General features: G+C 72.6%; 12 protein-coding genes. 9 read left to right on the forward strand and 3 right to left on the reverse strand.

Annotated features, from left to right (window positions below):
* Positions 1-579: 579 nt before the first annotated feature.
* The 8 genes from JGS22_RS13975 (at position 580) to JGS22_RS14015 (ending at position 11,580) form a co-directional block, all read left to right on the forward strand.
* Positions 580-1,548, forward strand: a complete 969-nt coding sequence (locus tag JGS22_RS13975; RefSeq protein ID WP_211041124.1) for a hypothetical protein — start codon at positions 580-582, stop codon at positions 1,546-1,548.
* Between the two features lie 357 nt (positions 1,549-1,905).
* Positions 1,906-3,303 carry a nitrate/nitrite transporter gene (locus tag JGS22_RS13980; protein WP_211041123.1) on the forward strand — a complete coding sequence of 466 codons (1,398 nt, stop codon included), beginning with the start codon at positions 1,906-1,908 and terminating at the stop codon, positions 3,301-3,303.
* Positions 3,304-3,527: 224 nt separating this feature from the next.
* Positions 3,528-4,661 (forward strand): uroporphyrinogen-III synthase, encoded by a 1,134-nt coding sequence (locus tag JGS22_RS13985; protein WP_211041122.1) that lies wholly within the window; start codon positions 3,528-3,530, stop codon positions 4,659-4,661.
* A gap of 181 nt (positions 4,662-4,842) precedes the next feature.
* Positions 4,843-5,382 carry a sigma-70 family RNA polymerase sigma factor gene (locus JGS22_RS13990; protein WP_211041121.1) on the forward strand — a complete coding sequence of 180 codons (540 nt, stop codon included), beginning with the start codon at positions 4,843-4,845 and terminating at the stop codon, positions 5,380-5,382.
* A complete protein-coding gene (locus tag JGS22_RS13995; protein ID WP_211041120.1) occupies positions 5,379-6,191 on the forward strand; it encodes an anti-sigma factor family protein in 813 nt (270 codons plus the stop codon). The genes JGS22_RS13990 and JGS22_RS13995 overlap by 4 nt, the downstream gene beginning before the upstream one ends.
* 130 nt (positions 6,192-6,321) lie before the next feature.
* Positions 6,322-8,868, forward strand: a complete 2,547-nt coding sequence (locus tag JGS22_RS26330; RefSeq protein WP_236073148.1) for a HelD family protein — start codon at positions 6,322-6,324, stop codon at positions 8,866-8,868.
* Between the two features lie 571 nt (positions 8,869-9,439).
* Positions 9,440-10,864, forward strand: a complete 1,425-nt coding sequence (locus JGS22_RS14010; protein WP_211041119.1) for an NAD-dependent malic enzyme — start codon at positions 9,440-9,442, stop codon at positions 10,862-10,864.
* Positions 10,865-11,298: 434 nt separating this feature from the next.
* Complete coding sequence (locus tag JGS22_RS14015) at positions 11,299-11,580, forward strand: HU family DNA-binding protein (RefSeq protein WP_007382399.1); 282 nt, start codon at positions 11,299-11,301, stop codon at positions 11,578-11,580.
* A gap of 434 nt (positions 11,581-12,014) precedes the next feature.
* On the opposite strand, the gene JGS22_RS14020 is transcribed toward JGS22_RS14015, so the two are convergent.
* The 3 genes from JGS22_RS14020 to murA form a co-directional block, all read right to left on the reverse strand.
* Positions 12,015-12,656 carry an HAD family hydrolase gene (locus JGS22_RS14020; protein WP_216814986.1) on the reverse strand — a complete coding sequence of 214 codons (642 nt, stop codon included), beginning with the start codon at positions 12,654-12,656 and terminating at the stop codon, positions 12,015-12,017.
* Between the two features lie 142 nt (positions 12,657-12,798).
* Positions 12,799-13,539, reverse strand: coding sequence for a GntR family transcriptional regulator (locus tag JGS22_RS14025; RefSeq protein WP_216814987.1), 741 nt, complete (start codon positions 13,537-13,539; stop codon positions 12,799-12,801).
* 219 nt (positions 13,540-13,758) lie between these two features.
* Complete coding sequence (gene murA / locus JGS22_RS14030) at positions 13,759-15,087, reverse strand: UDP-N-acetylglucosamine 1-carboxyvinyltransferase (RefSeq protein WP_211041117.1); 1,329 nt, start codon at positions 15,085-15,087, stop codon at positions 13,759-13,761.
* A gap of 238 nt (positions 15,088-15,325) precedes the next feature.
* Between murA and JGS22_RS14035 the strand changes: the two genes are divergently transcribed.
* Positions 15,326-15,883, forward strand: a 558-nt coding sequence (locus tag JGS22_RS14035; protein ID WP_211041116.1) for a YqgE/AlgH family protein, incomplete at its 3' end; no start/stop codon positions are given.

Raw genomic sequence — 15,883 nt, forward strand, 5'->3', positions numbered from 1 at the left:
CTGCCAGGCGAGATACTGCCAGGGCAAACCTCTTGGTTCTTGGCGCAGAAGTCGCAAATATCGACACCGGAATGAAGGTGACACCTTCGTTCACCGGACACGGTTAGGGAGGCGTCCTGTGAAGAGACTTACACGTGCACTCGCTGCATCCATGATTGTCGCGCTGGCAGCCCTGGGCGCGCAGCTGGGCGTCGCGGGCACCGCCGCAGCGCAGACGCACACGACCGGAGCCAACTCCGGCGACAACATCTGGATGTGACCGGCACCGGAACGGTACGACCACTGAGTGCCTTCGGAGAGAGCCATGACCACGCTCGCATCCCGTGGGGAACACACCGCCGCGCGGACCGGGAGTCCGCTCAGCTTCCGGCGCGGCGACCTTAGACACGTCCAGGCAGAGGATTGGGACCGGGTGGTGTCCGATGCCTGGGCGCGCAGTGTGAAAAGTCGTCACACCCTGGATCATCGCTGCTCCCCCCTCGGCGATGCCAGACCGGTGTCACGTTGGGGTGGCCGTTCCGCCGGACGGTCGCCGGGCCGCTTGCTCACCGTCGCACCTCGTGCGCGGAGACGCGCCCGGTGAATCCACCCCTCACGCCCCTGGCCGTTCTGCTCAACCCCCGTGTGCAGACGGTCCGGGTAGCGCGTGAGGTCGGGGCCCACACCCTCATGGTGGGTCCCGACCTCACCGCGCCGGGCATGAACCGCGCCGCCGCCGAGGCGGACCAGGTCCTGGAGGCCGACTGGCGCGACCACCGGCGTCTGGCCGCGAACCTCTCGCATCTCACCGGGGTTTCCCGGGTCTCGATCTTCGGCTTCGAGGACGGGACCGCGCTCGCCGCCGCCCGCGCCAACTGGTGTCTGCGCCTGGCGGGCAGCAGCCCCCGGTCGGTCGCCGTGCTCAGCGACCCCCTCGCCCTGCGCGAGCAGATCAACTCGATCACCTCCACCCCCGTGCGTCACGCCCTCTGCTCGGCCGCCGAGCTGCCGAGGGCCGCCTGCCAGGTCGGCTTCCCCTGCTCCGTGCGCCCGCGTCAATCCGCCGCCCGGACGGGCCCCTCCGCGGCGGAACCGGCCGTGGTGCACGGTGTGATCGAGGCAGAACGGCTCGCCGACCGGCTTCCGGCCGGCGAACTGGTCGTCGAGGAGTATCTGGAGGGTCCGCGCGTCGTGGTCGAGGCGTACAGCCACCTCGGCAGCCACACCATCCACGACGTCACACCGGTGCCCGGTACGGACGGGGCTCCCGGCCCCGAGGGGGCGCCCGGCATCGGACGGGACCGGCGGACGTCCGGCTCCCGCGGCTCCGCCGACCGGGACCGGCTGCTCGACCCCGAAGGGCCGGAGCTGAACCGGTTGGTGAGCGACACCCTGGACGCGGCCGACTACTGGGCCGGCCCCTCCCGGATCACCGCAGCCCTCACCGCACGCGGCCCGCGACCGGTGGCCGCCCGCGCCTGCCCCGCGCCGGACAGCGGCCTGCCGGCCGTCGCCATCGCCGCCCTCCTGGAACTCGCCGGGCCGGCTCACCGCGCCCAGGCGAGCTAGGGTCTGTCGTTCGGATCTTGTTGGTCGGGAGCGGCAGAGGCGCGTGCCGGGCGTCGCGGGCCCGGCGAGCTCCGGAAAGGCAGGCCCCGAGCGATCGAGAGGTAGCGCTGCCGTCATCCCGGGACACAGCGCGGAAACCTGCAGTCCCTCACCTCGCCCGGAGCACCGATCACCCCGAACGTGTCCGACCACACCGATCACACCGGTCACAACAATGGTGCCGGTCACTCGGTACGCACCGATCACGCCGTACGCACCGACCACGCCGTACGCACCGACCACACCGTACGCACGCACGCACGCACCGACCGCACCGCGCTCTCGCGCGCGGACGGCGCGGGCCGCAGAGGAGGCACCATGACAGCCCGAGGCACCGCACGCGGTCCGGGCCGCTGGATCGAGCACTGGGAGCCGGAGGACCCGGACTTCTGGCGTGAGCACGGCGAGCGCGTCGCCCGCCGAAATCTGGCCTTCTCCATCCTCTCGGAGCACATCGGCTTCTCCATCTGGTCGCTGTGGTCGGTGCTGGTGCTGTTCATGGGCCCCGAGTACGGGATCGACGCCGCCGGGAAGTTCTTCCTGGTCGGCATGGCGACCCTGGTCGGGGCGGTGATGCGGGTGCCGTACACCTTCGCCGTGGCCCGCTTCGGCGGCCGGAACTGGACGGTCGTTGCCGCAGCGATGCTGCTGCTGCCCACGCTGGCCGCGTTCGCGGTGATGGAGCCCGGCACCTCGTACGGCACGTTCATGCTGGTCGCCCTGCTGACCGGAGTGGGCGGGGGCAACTTCGCCTCCTCGATGACCAACATCAACTCCTTCTACCCGCTGCACCGCAAGGGCTGGGCGCTCGGGCTGAACGCGGGCGGCGGCAACATCGGGGTGCCGGCGGTCCAACTCGCCGCCCTGGCCGTCATCGCCACCGTCGGCGCCGGACAGCCGCGGGTGCTGCTCGGGCTCTACCTGCCGCTGATCGTGGTGTCCGCCGTCTGCGCCCGGCGCTGGATGGACAACCTCGCACCGGTGCGCAACGACACCGGGGCGGCACGGGAATCGGTACGCGACGCCCACACCTGGATCATGTCGTTCCTCTACGTGGGCACCTTCGGCTCGTTCATCGGCTACAGCTTCGCCTTCGGCCTCGTGCTCCAGAACCAGTTCGACCGCACTCCGCTCCAGGCCGCCTCGCTCACCTTCGTCGGGCCGCTGCTCGGCTCGCTGATCCGCCCCCTGGGCGGGCTGCTCGCCGACCGGTTCGGGGGCGGACGCATCACCCTGTGGAACTTCGCCGCCATGGCAGCGGCGACCGGCGTGGTCGCGGTGGCCTCGCAGGGCGAGTCGATGCCGCTCTTCCTGGCCGGTTTCATCGCGCTCTTCGTGCTGAGCGGCCTGGGCAACGGCTCCACGTACAAGATGATTCCGGGCATCTACCGGGCGAAGGCCCTCGCCCGGGGGCTGACGGGCGAGGAGGCGGACACGTACGGCCGCCGACTCTCGGGCGCGGCCATCGGCCTGATCGGCGCTGTCGGCGCGCTCGGGGGGCTCGGCATCAACCTCGCCTTCCGCCAGTCCTTCCAGGCCACCGGCACCGGTACCGCCGCCTTCGTCGGGTTCCTCGCCTTCTACGCGGTGTGCTTCCTGGTGACCCGTCAGGTGTACACCCGCCGTCGGCGGGGTCCCGAGGAGGCCACGTCCCGCGCGGGCGGGGCGCACGAGGAGAACGGCGCGGAGCGGACACCGGCCTTCGCCGGGGTCTGAGGCGCGGCTCGCGCGCCGCGGACGCCTGCCGGGCACCCCGGGCGCGCGTCGGCGCCCCACACGTCGGACACTCGTACGCAGCGAGTCCGTGACCCGCGGGACGCAGGCTCGTGGCCCCGGCACCGATCGCGGCCCGCGGAAGAGCGCGACCGCTCGGGCACGGGAGCACGGATCTCGCGACACGGGACCGCGGGACTACGGGACTACGGGATGAGGACCCGCCGATGGAGCACGCACCACAGCCGAGGCCTCTGGACGGTTTCACCGTCGGGGTCACCGCCGCACGACGCGCCGAGGAGCTCGGCGCCCTGCTCGCCCGTCGCGGCGCGGTCGTCCAGCACGGCCCGGCGCTGCGGATCGTCCCGCTCGCCGATGACGGCGAACTCCTCAGCAGCACGCGGCAGTTGATCGACCGCGCGCCGGACGTGACCATCGCCACCACTGCCATCGGCTTCCGCGGCTGGCTTTCCGCCGCGGAAGGCTGGGGTCTGGGCGAGGCACTGCTGCTGCGGCTCTCGCAGACCGAGATCCTCGCCCGTGGCCCCAAGGTGAAGGGCGCGGTGCGGGCGGCAGGGCTGAAGGAGGAGTGGTCGCCGGCCTCCGAGTCGATGGCCGAGGTGCTGGACCGGCTGCTGGAGCAGGGCGTCGAGGGCCTGAGGATCGCGGTCCAGCTGCACGGCGAGCCGCTGGCCGGTTTCAGCGACGCGCTGCGGGCGGCCGGCGCCGAGGTGGTCGGCGTACCCGTCTACCGCTGGCTGCCGCCGCGGGACACGGCGCCGCTGGACCGGCTGATCGAGGCGGCCGTCGGTGGCTCGGTGGACGCGCTGACGTTCACCAGCGCCCCCGCCGCCGTCTCCCTGCTGCGCCGCGCCGGCGAACTGGACCTGCGGGTACGGCTGGTGGAGGCGCTTCGGCGGCAGGTGCTGCCGGTCTGCGTCGGCCCGGTCACCGCGCTGCCGCTCCAGGCCGAGGAGATCCCGACCCGGCAGCCCGAACGGTTCCGGCTCGGACCGCTCGTCCAGGTCCTGTGCGCGGAGCTGCCCCGGCGTCCGCTGGCGGTCGCCGGACGGCGGTTGGAGATCCGCGGCCACGCCGTCGTACTGGACGGGGAGCTGCGGGCGGTGCCTCCCGCCGGGATGGCGCTGCTGCGTACGCTCGCCCGCCGGCCCGGCCGTGTGGTGCCCGGGCCCGAACTGCTGCGCGCCCTGCCGGGATCGGGCACCGACGAGCACGCGGTGGAAACCGCCGTGGCCCGGCTGCGCACGGCGCTCGGCGGGAGCGGGCTCGTGCAGACGGCGGCCAAGCGGGGCTACCGGCTGGCGCACGACCCGACGACCGGCGACACGTACGCCGACTGAACACGTACGCCGACCGACCGGTCCGCAGCGTCCCCCGCACCGCCGGTCGTACGGCTCCCGACCGCCGAACGCCGCTCCCCGCACGGGCCGTTGAACGGCCCCCCGCGCCCGGCGTTGAACGCCACGGCGGTCCGGTGCGTATCCACCCGCAGGGGTACGCACACTTCAACTGGGGTTCCGCGTGAGCGAGGATGCGGCCGTGGCTGACCGAACGTCGCAGGACGACGCCCTGATCCGGGCCCTCTACGAGGAGCACGCCGGGCCGCTGCTGACCTTCGTGCTGAGGTTGGTGGACGGCGACCGCCACCGGGCCGAGGACGTGGTGCAGGAGACGCTGCTGCGCGCCTGGCGCAACGCCGACCGACTGCGGGGCGCCACCGGCTCGATCCGGCCGTGGCTGGTCACGGTGGCCCGCCGCATCGTGATCGACGGCCACCGCAGCCGCCGGGCCAGACCCCGCGAGGTGGACGAGACCCAGCTGGAGAGCGTCCCCGCGGCCGACGAGATCGACCGCGCACTGCGGATGATGACGATCTCCGAGGCACTGGGCGATCTGACCGACGCCCACCGGGAAGCGCTGGTCGAGACGTACTTCAGGGGGCGTACGGTCAACGAGGCCGCACAGGTGCTGGGCATACCCCCCGGCACCGTGCGCTCGCGGGTGTACTACGCGTTGCGCTCGCTGAAGCTCTCGCTGGAGGAGAGAGGGGTGTCGGCATGACCTCGCTCGCCCACCACCAGGACCACCACGACCACCACGACGTCGGGGCGTACGCCATCGGCGCGCTGGACCCCGAGGACGCCGCGCGCTTCGAGGAGCACCTCGCCGACTGCGTGAGCTGCTCCGCCGAACTCGACGAACTCCTCGGCCTCGCCCCGCTGTTGGACGAGTACACCGACACCGGACGCACCGCGGCCGGCGCCTCTCCCCGGGCCACCGGCTGCCGGGACGGCGAGGCACTCCGCCCCGGCGCGGGTGCCACGGCCCGCCCCGCCGCCCTCGCCGTGCCGTACGTCCAGCCGGTACGGGCCGGGGAGGCGCTGCTGGCGAGCGTCCTCGCCCGGGCCGCCGCCGAACGCCGGCGGCGGGCCCGACGGCGACTGGCGCTCGCGCTGCCCGCAGCCGCGGTGCTGGTCGCCGCCGCCCTCGGCGGAGCGGCGCTGCTGACCGGCGGAGACCGGGGGACCCCGCCCGATCCCATCCGCGCCGCGTACGACGCGGGGGAGAAACACCACGGCAGCGCGCCCGGGAGCGACGTCGACGCCACCGTCTCGCTGACCGAGAAGCGGTGGGGCACGGAGATCGCGGTTCGGCTCACCGGCGTCACCGGGCCGCGCAGCTGCGGCCTGATCGCGGTGGGCCGGGACGGCGGGGAGCAGACCGTCACCACCTGGGCCGTGCCGGACACCGGCTACGGGCCGGGCAAGGAGGTCTACTACGTCGGCGGCTCCGCCTACGGCCCTGCCGACATCGACCACTTCGAGGTACGCACGCTGGACGGCCAACGGCTCGTCACGGTCGACAAGTAGCCGCCCCGACCCGCCCGTTCCGACAAACACCGCGACGTGCGCCGACGCCCCGTACGCGCGGTCCGGGAGCGGCCTGCGCGAGGTGTACGGTTGACGGCTGCCCTGGACTGAGCAGAAGGGGGCCCTTGCGTTGGAAACGCAGGACGCAGGCGTACGCGACCGGGAGATTCGCCGGGAGCAGATCCATCTGGACACCGTCTACCGCCGGCTGGAGGAGAAGATCGGCGAAGCCGAGTTCCTCCGGGACGACGCGGTGCGCGGCGGGCAGGTCGGGACACCCGGCTCACTCGCCGAACGCGACGCCCAGGTGTTCCGTGCGGGCGCCCATCTGCACCGGCTGAACAGCGAGTTCGAGGACTTCCTCTTCGGCCGGATCGACCTGCTCAGCGGCAAGGACGGACGCCGTGGAGCCGACGGCGCGTACACCTCCGTGGAGCCGGCCGAGGGCGCGGTGCGGCCGGACAACACCGCCGACATCGCCGAGACCCTGCACATCGGCCGCCTGGGCGTGCTGGACGCCGAGTACAGCCCGTTGGTCATCGACTGGCGCGCGCCGGCCGCCGCGCCGTTCTACCGCGCGACGCCGGTCGCGCCGGGGCGGGTGGTGCGCCGCCGCGTCATCCGCTCGAAGGGCCGCCGGGTGCTCGGTGTCGAGGACGACCTGCTGCGACCCGAGCTGACCGCACGACTGGACGGCGAGGAGCTGGCGGTCACCGGCGACGGCGCGCTGATGGCGGCGCTGGGCCAGGCCCGTACGCACTCGATGCGCGACATCGTCGCCTCCATCCAGGCCGAGCAGGACACCGTCATCCGCGCCCCCGCCGCCTCGGTCACCCTGGTCGAGGGCGGCCCGGGGACGGGCAAGACCGCCGTGGCGCTGCACCGCGCCGCGTACCTCCTCTACCAGGACCGGCGCCGCTACGCCGGCGGCATCCTGGTGGTGAGCCCGACGCCGCTGCTGGTCTCGTACACCGAGGGGGTGCTGCCCTCGCTCGGCGAGGAGGGCCAGGTCGCCATCCGCGCGGTGGGTTCCCTGGTCGACGGAGTCGAGGCCAACGCCTTCGACTCCCCGGCCGTCGCCCGGATCAAGGGTTCGGCCCGCATGGTCAAGGTGCTGCGCCGAGCCGCGCGCGGTGCGCTGACACGTGCCGCCGGGTCCGCGCCGTCGACCCTGCGGGTGGTCGCGTTCGGCCGCCGGGTGGAGCTGCCGGAGCAGGAGCTGGCCGACATTCGGCACGCGGTGCTCGGCGGCACCGCCCCGGTGAACCTGCTCCGACCGCGTGCCAGACGTCTGCTGCTGGACGCCCTGTGGGCCAGGACGGGCGGGATCCGTCACTACGACGACCCCGAACTCGCCGCCGAGGCCCGCGAGGCGTTCGACGAGGACATCAGCGAGGAGGACGACTTCCTCGACTTCCTGGCCGCCTGGTGGCCGGAGATCGGCCCCCTCGACGTGCTGACCGCGATGGGCGACCGGGACCGGCTGGCACGCTGGTCGCGGCAGCTGCTCAAGGGTCGCGAGGTGCGCGAACTTGCCGCCTCCTTCGCCCGGTTGGCGACCGCGGCGCAGTCCGGCCGGGCCGGCCGGCGGGCCGTGCCGCGGACGGGCCGGGAGTCCGTGCCGGAGGCCGGTCCGTCCGAGTGGTCGCAGCCCGAGCTGCCGTCCGCCGATACCGCCGATACCGCCGATACCGCCGCAGCCTCACCGGCCGAGCCCGGCCCGTCCGCGATCGACTCCGGCGCGCGTACCCCGGAGGCCCCGGCGCTGCCGCTCTCGGTCCACGACATCGCGCTGTGGGACGAGCTGCTCGGTCAGCTCGGGGTGCCCGCTGCGCCCAAGCGCCGACGGGAGATCGACCCGTTGGACCAGTTCACCGGGCTGGAGGAGGTCACCACGGCGGCGGACCGGGACCCGACCCGGCGGGACCGTTCGGGACGGGACCGGGAGGACCGCCGCGAACGTCAGAGCTACGCCCACGTCATCGTGGACGAGGCGCAGGATCTGACGCCGATGCAGTGGCGCATGGTGGGGCGGCGCGGCCGGCAGGCGACCTGGACCGTGGTCGGTGACGCCGCGCAGTCCTCCTGGAGCGATCCCGAGGAGGCGGCGGCGGCGCGGGACGAGGCGCTGGGGGCCCGGCTGCGCAGCCGCTTCGAACTGACCGTCAACTACCGCAACCCTTCGGAGATCGCCGACCTCGCCGCGCGGGTACTGGCGCTGGCGATGCCCGGGGCGGCTCCGCCGAGGGCGGTCCGCTCCACCGGCCTGGTGCCCCGCTACGTCGCCGTCCCGCCCGCGTCCGGAGCACCCTCTGGGCGGGGTAAGGCGTCGGCGGAGGCGGCGCTCGCGGAGGCGGTGCGCGAAGAGGCGCGGCGGCTGCTGGCCGAGGTGGAGGGCACCGTCGGCGTCGTCGTGGCGATGGCCAGGCGCCGCCAGGCTGCGCAGTGGCTGGCCGGGCTGGGGGAGCGGGTCGTGGCGCTGGGCAGCCTGGAGGCGAAGGGCCTGGAGTACGACGCGACGCTCGTCCTCTCGCCCGCCGAGATCGCGGACGAGTCGCCGGCCGGACTGCGCGTGCTCTATGTCGCACTGACCAGGGCGACACAGCGGCTGACCGTGCTGTCCGGCCCGCGCGACCTCCCGGACGCGGCAGGCGTACCCGACCTGCTGCGCGACTGAACGCGCCCGAGAGCACCCTTGCGCCACGGGCCGACGGCCCGGCCGCGGCGGCCGGTGACAGACCGGTGTGCGGTACATCGCGATTCCCCTCCGTCGCAGGGGAACCGCGGCTGCGCTGTCTTTGTTAGCCTGGCTAGTGGCGTCGGCCCGATCCATGCCCCCGGGCCCAACCACAGTCGCTACGAGCGACCACTTGCCGCGAGGCGAGCTGGCGGGTCGGCGCCGCTGAAGCTTCTCCTGCACGGCCGTTCGGCAGTTTCCGAGCGGCCGTGCGGCATGAGCGGCCCTACGGCATGAGCGATCTCTGCCGGCGGCCTTTCGCCACCCCCGGGGCAGGTTCCGGCAGCCTCCGGTCCGCTTTCGCGGGCCCGTTGCGCCAGAGCCGTGCCGGCCGCGGTCACCCGGAATCCCTGCCTCCCGACCCCGTACCACCTGCCGAAACTCCATCCGGATGGTGGAAAAGAGTTTCCAAAATCCACAAGATCCGGTTACCCGGTACCCATCGGTAGGTGCGACTATTCGGGAGCACGCGCGATATTGCGATTTTCAGGCACAGCGGAGGACACCGACCATGGCTACGGCGCCCAGCGTCTCCTATTCAATGACCGTCCGGCTCGAACTCCCCGCCGGTGGCAGCGCGGTCAGTCAGATCACGACGGTCGTGGAGTCCGCCGGCGGTCATGTCACGGGCCTGGACGTCACCGCCTCCGGTCATGAGCGGTTCCGCATCGACGTCACCATCGCGGCGACCTCGACCGACCACGCCTCGGCGATCGTCGCCCGTCTCGGCGAGATCGAGGGCGTCACGCTCGGGAAGGTCTCCGACCGTACGTTCCTGATGCACCTGGGCGGCAAGATCGAGATGTCGTCCAAGCACCCGATTCGCAACCGTGACGACCTCTCCATGGTCTACACGCCCGGCGTCGCGCGGGTCTGCACCCAGATCGCCGAGCACCCCGAGGATGCCCGGCGGCTGACCATCAAGCGCAACAGCGTCGCCGTCGTCACCGACGGTTCGGCGGTGCTCGGCCTCGGCAACATCGGCCCGATGGCCGCGCTTCCGGTGATGGAGGGCAAGGCCGCCCTCTTCAAGCGCTTCGCCGGCATCGACGCCTGGCCGATCTGCCTGGACACCCAGGACGCCGACGCGATCGTGGAGATCGTCAAGGCCATCGCGCCCGGCTTCGCCGGCATCAACCTGGAGGACATCTCCGCACCCCGCTGCTTCGAGATCGAGGCGCGGCTGCGCGAGGCGCTGGACATCCCGGTCTTCCACGACGACCAGCACGGCACGGCCATCGTCGTCCTCTCCGCGCTGTACAACGCGCTGCGCGTCGTCGGCAAGGAGATCGCCGACGTACGGGTCGTCATGTCCGGTGCGGGCGCGGCCGGTACGGCGATCCTCAAGCTGCTGCTCGCGGCCGGTGTCGAGCACGCGGTGGTCGCCGACATCCACGGCGTGGTGCACTCCGAGCGCGAGGACCTCCAGGGCGTCGACAGCGGTTCGGTGCTGCGCTGGCTCGCCGACCACACCAACCCCGACGGGGTGCGCGGCACCCTGAAGGAGGCCGTGGTCGGCGCGGACGTCTTCATCGGCGTCTCCGCCCCGAACGTGCTGGACGCCCGCGACGTGGCCGCGATGGCGGAGGGTGCGATCGTCTTCGCGCTCGCCAACCCCGACCCGGAGGTCGACCCGGCGGACGCCCGGCAGACCGCCGCGGTCGTCGCCACCGGCCGTTCCGACTTCCCGAACCAGATCAACAACGTGCTGGTCTTCCCCGGTGTCTTCCGCGGCCTGCTGGACGCGCAGTCCCGCACCGTCAACGACTCGATGATGCTGGCCGCGGCACGGGCGCTGGCCGACGTCGTGGGCGAGGACGAGCTCAACGCCAACTACGTCATCCCCAGCGTCTTCAACGAGAAGGTCTCGGGCGCGGTCGCCGACGCCGTGCGGGACGCCGCCAGGGCCGCACAGGAGGCGCAGTCCGCGTCCTGAGCGGACCAGGCAGCGCCCCGGCAGCCGCCCGCCTACGACCCGGCTGGGGGACTCCGGTCGTCTTCCCGAGCCCTCCCGCATCGGTCCGGAACCGGTGCGGGACGGGCTGTGCAAGCGATTTCTGTGGCCACCGCCATATTTCGCTGCGGCGCGTCGCCGGAACGGCTGCGCCCGGGCGCACCTAGTGTTACGCCAGACGTGTCGGACTCGACACGTTGGACAGAGCGTACGGAGCGTCACCCCAGCGGGAGCCGCCCCTTTCCGCCAGAAGCGGCAGGGCAGCGGATTGGCTTTCCCCCCACTGGTAGGGGCAGGATGCGTGCGGGCGCGAGGGTCGCCAGACCCGACCCGGGTCCAGTGGCTGTCAGAGGCCCCTGGCAGCATCGGCTTCGATCTCACGCCTTATCGGCAAGAAGAACACGGGAGTAACAGAAATGAACCGCAGTGAGCTGGTCGCCGCCCTGGCAGACCGCGCCGAGGTGACCCGCAAGGACGCCGACGCCGTGCTGGCCGCCTTCGCCGAGACCGTTGGCGAAATTGTCGCCAAGGGCGACGAGAAGGTCACCATCCCGGGTTTCCTGACCTTCGAGCGCACTCACCGTGCCGCTCGGACCGCGCGTAACCCGCAGACCGGCGACCCGATCCAGATCCCGGCCGGCTACAGCGTCAAGGTCTCGGCGGGCTCGAAGCTCAAGGAAGCCGCCAAGGGCAAGTAACGCCCACCGGCCCGTCAGCGGGCCGCCGCCCCGGTTCGCCGGGGCTCCGCAGGACACCGCAGGGGTGGTTGTCCGGAGAGATCCGGGCGGCCACCCCTGTGGCGTTCCCACCCCGAACCGCTCCACCGCCGTCCCCGACCGCTCCATCTCCCCACCCGAACCGCTCCCGCCCCGCACCGGTCCTGTCACCGCCTCGCACCGGTCCTGCCTCCTCAGCCCGCTCCGCAGTGGCCCGGGGGGCGCCGCCACCGGCTCCGCAGCGGCCGGCCGCGCCGCACCCGTCGCGCCGCACGGGGTCCGTCGAAGAGCCGGGGCCCTGGGATGCACGGCCTGACACACCGCGGCGGGCCGACAAATCCCAAACAGGACAGTCGAGACGTCAGTCAGTCGGCGGGTCAGACCCACCAGCGGCGTCACCACGAACATCATCACTGTCAGTCGAAGGAGAAGTCCCACAGCGCGATCTCCCGCAGCGAGCCCACCACCGTCGTACGGCCGCCCGCGACGATGCCCGGCACCGTGGGCACCGCCAGTACGCGGCAGCCGGCCGCCAGCGCCGCCCGTACGCCGACCGGGGTGTCCTCCACGGCCAGGCAACGCCCGGGCGCCGCTCCGAGCAGCCGGCAGGCGGCGAGGTAGGGGTCGGGGTGCGGTTTTCCCCGGGCCGTCTCGCCGTTGGCCACCGACAGCGCGAACCGCGCGGCCCCGAGGGTGCGGAGCACCTGGTCGGTCACCGCGCGCTCGGAGGCGGTGACCAGGGCGACCGGCACCCCCAGCGCCGCAGCCCGGTCGAGGAGTTCCGCGGCGCCGGGTTTGAGTCGTACGCCGCTCGACACGCGTGCGGTGAACCCGTGGTGCAGACGCTCCGCCACGACGTCGACCGGGCGCCGGATCCGTACGGCGAGCAGCTGGGCCGCGCTTCCCAGCGGCAGCCCGGCGAACCCCCGCACCGCCTCCGGGCCGTGCGCTTCGCCGTGCTCGTGCAGCAGCCCGTCCACCGTCTCCAGCCAGGAGGCCTCGGTGTCGACCAGGGTGCCGTCCATGTCGCACAGCAGTGCGTCGGGAGGGGTGGGCATGGGCGCTCGCTCTTCTCTCTGCGCCGGTCGGTGCCGTCTCGTGCCCGGCGCGGTGATCTGCGCACGTGCCGGCGTGCCGTCCGGCGGTCTCCGGGGGCCGGGGCCTCGAGGGCGGCGCTCCGACGGGCCGATCCGGCGGCGGTCAGTCGCGCCCGAGGCGGGCCAGTGGGTTCGCCTGGGTGGAGTTGCGCACGGTGAAGACCACCGACCCCGGCCGGTAGCGGTCGTCGGAGGACTCCACCGGGCGTCCCTCCGGTGTCGTCGTGGTGCGCCGCACGCGCAGCAGCGGGCTGCCGCGCCGTACTCCCAGACGCTGCGAGTCGACGGTACCGGCCGCGACCGCGTCGATGTGGTGCTCGCCGTGCGCGAAGACCAGGCCCGTGTCGTCGTACAGGGACTGGGTGACGGACTCGCAGTCGTCCGGCAGCCGCTGCACGGCGTCGGCGATCCAGCCCGCGTACACGGTCCGCTCCAGCAGCACCGGCTCGCCGTCCAGGGTCCGCACCCGCAGCACCCGCAGCACCTGGGACTGCGGGGCCAGTTGGAGGAGCGCGGCCTCCTCGACCCGGGCCGCGCAGCGGACGGACTCCAGCACCCGGCCGCCCGGGGTGTGGCCGCCGGCCCGCGCCCACTGGGCGAAGCTGCGCAGCTCGGCGAAGGACTGGCTGGGGGCGGTGGAGAGCACGACGCGGCGTGCGCCCTGCCGCGAGCCGATCATTCCCTCCGCCTGGAGCGCGCTGACGGCCTGCCGCACGGTCCCCCTGGAAACCCCGTGGCGCTCGGCGAGTTCGGCCTCCGAGGGCAGTGCGCCGCCCACCGGGTGGCGACCGTCCGCGATGGCCTCGCGCAGCGCTTCTGCGATCTGCTCATGCCTCCGGGTCAACAGGGCTCCTTGGCTTGTCGCGTGGCGTGGCCGGTGGTGCCTCGATCATGTCATCGCGGCCCGGCGGCGGGGGCGGGCGAGCCCGGCCGCGGCGAGTGGCGCGCCCGGATGTGCGGGAGGTCCCGAACGGCCGTGTGGGACACGGTTGTTCGGGACCTCGGGCACGACGTCCGGGACCGACCCGCGCGACGCACGGTGGCGACCGGGGCCGGGAGACGGCTACGGCAGCTCGACCTTCGCGCCGAGGGCCGGGAGCTTGTCCATGAAGTTCTCGTAGCCCCGGTTGATCAGCTCGATGCCGTGCACCCGGGAGGTGCCCTGCGCCGCGAGAGCTGCGATCAGGTACGAGAAGCCGCCGCGCAGGTCGGGGATGACCAGATCGGCACCCTGGAGCTTGGTCGGGCCGGAGACCACCGCGGAGTGGAGGAAGTTGCGCTGGCCGAAGCGGCAGGGCGTACCGCCCAGGCACTCGCGGTAGAGCTGGATGTGCGCACCCATCTGGTTCAGCGCAGAGGTGAAGCCCAGACGGGATTCGTACACCGTCTCGTGCACGATCGACAGCCCGGACGCCTGCGTCAGTGCGACGACGAGCGGCTGCTGCCAGTCGGTCTGGAAGCCCGGGTGCACGTCCGTCTCCAGGGCGATCGCCTTGAGCGGGCCGCCGGGGTGCCAGAAACGGATGCCGTCCTTGTCGATCTCGAAGTTGCCGCCGACCTTCCGATAGGTGTTGAGGAAGGTCATCATCTCGCGCTGGGCGGCGCCGCGTACGTACACGCTGCCCTCGGTGGCGAGTGCGGCACAGGCCCAGGACGCCGCCTCCAGCCGGTCCGGCAGGGCGCTGTGGTTGTAGCCGCCGAGCCGGTCGACACCGGTGATCCGGATGGTCCGGTCGGTGTCCATGGAGATCATCGCGCCCATCTTCTGCAGTACGCAGATGAGGTCCTCGATCTCCGGCTCCACGGCCGCGTTGGACAGTTCGGTGACGCCTTCGGCGAGCACAGCGGTCAGCAGCACCTGCTCGGTCGCGCCGACCGAGGGGTACGGCAGCGCGATCTTGGTGCCGCGCAGCCGCTGCGGTGCCTCCAGGTACTGGCCCTCGGGGCGCTTCTCGATCGTGGCGCCGAACTGCCGCAGCACGTCGAAGTGGAAGTCGATCGGACGGCCGCCGATGTCGCAGCCGCCGAGGCCCGGGATGAAGGCGTGGCCGAGGCGGTGCAGCAGCGGGCCGCAGAACAGGATCGGGATCCGGGAGGAGCCGGCGTGCGCGTCGATGTCGGCGACGTTGGCGCTCTCGACGTGCGAGGGGTCGAGCACGAGCTCGGCCTCCTCCTCGCCGCCGCGCACGGTCACGCCGTGGAGCTGGAGCAGTCCGCGTACGACGCGCACGTCGCGGATGTCGGGGACGTTGCGCAGTCGGCTGGGCTCGCTGCCCAGCAGCGCGGCGACCATCGCCTTGGGTACGAGGTTCTTCGCGCCCCGGACTCTGATCTCACCCTCCAGCGGGGTGCCGCCGTGGACAAGCAGAACGTCGTCGGTGCTGACGGTCATGGAACTCGCGATCTCTCCTAGGGCCTCATCTTCCGCCCTGCCGGCAGGGGACAAACTGGAATGGTAGTAGCCATCCGCCGCCTCTCCGACTACGTGTGCGCCCGGGTCTACGTTCCGCTTACACCTGAACTCGCGGGGTGACGAATTCGCGGTGTTTCAGGCCAGGTTCGGGGCGCGCGCACGCACCGTTGCTGAATTTGACTCTCCCGGGACCCCGGATCTGCGCGACGATATGGGCATGACGCAGGTGACCTCGCTCACCGGACGGCTTCTGGTGGCGACCCCGGCACTGTCCGACCCCAACTTCGACCGCGCCGTCGTGCTGCTGCTCGACCACGACGAGGACGGCTCCCTCGGCGTGGTCCTCAACCGGCCGACGCCGGTCGACGTGGGCGACATCCTGGAACCCTGGGCCGATTTCGCCGGCACCCCCGAAGTCGTCTTCCAGGGCGGCCCGGTATCGCTGGACGCAGCCCTCGGCGTCGCGGTGATCCCCGGCGAGGAGGGGCCGCTCGGCTGGCGCCGGGTGCACGGCGCGATAGGGCTGGTCGACCTCGACGCGCCGCCGGAGGTGCTCGCCGCCGAGCTCGGCTCGCTGCGGATCTTCGCCGGGTACGCGGGCTGGGCCGCGGGCCAGCTGGAGGAGGAGGTCTCCGAGGGGGCCTGGTACGTCGTGGACTCCGAGCCGGGGGACGTCTCCACCCCCGAGCCCGAGGGGCTGTGGCGTTCCGTACTGCGGCGCCAGCGCAACGAGTTGGCGATGGTCGCCACCTATCCCGACGACGCCTCGCTGAAC

The organism is Streptomyces tardus, assembly GCF_018101125.2.
Classification (GTDB): domain Bacteria; phylum Actinomycetota; class Actinomycetes; order Streptomycetales; family Streptomycetaceae; genus Streptomyces; species Streptomyces tardus.

What these genes read in the sequence shown, in the direction of transcription:
- JGS22_RS14010 (WP_211041119.1), top strand. Translation starts at nt 9,440, where the DNA reads ATGGCTACGGCGCCCAGCGTCTCCTATTCAATGACCGTCCGGCTCGAA.
- JGS22_RS14015 (WP_007382399.1), top strand. Translation starts at nt 11,299, where the DNA reads ATGAACCGCAGTGAGCTGGTCGCCGCCCTGGCAGACCGCGCCGAGGTG.
- JGS22_RS14020 (WP_216814986.1), bottom strand. Translation starts at nt 12,656, where the DNA reads ATGCCCACCCCTCCCGACGCACTGCTGTGCGACATGGACGGCACCCTG.
- JGS22_RS13985 (WP_211041122.1), top strand. Translation starts at nt 3,528, where the DNA reads ATGGAGCACGCACCACAGCCGAGGCCTCTGGACGGTTTCACCGTCGGG.
- JGS22_RS13980 (WP_211041123.1), top strand. Translation starts at nt 1,906, where the DNA reads ATGACAGCCCGAGGCACCGCACGCGGTCCGGGCCGCTGGATCGAGCAC.
- JGS22_RS13995 (WP_211041120.1), top strand. Translation starts at nt 5,379, where the DNA reads ATGACCTCGCTCGCCCACCACCAGGACCACCACGACCACCACGACGTC.
- murA (WP_211041117.1), bottom strand. Translation starts at nt 15,087, where the DNA reads ATGACCGTCAGCACCGACGACGTTCTGCTTGTCCACGGCGGCACCCCG.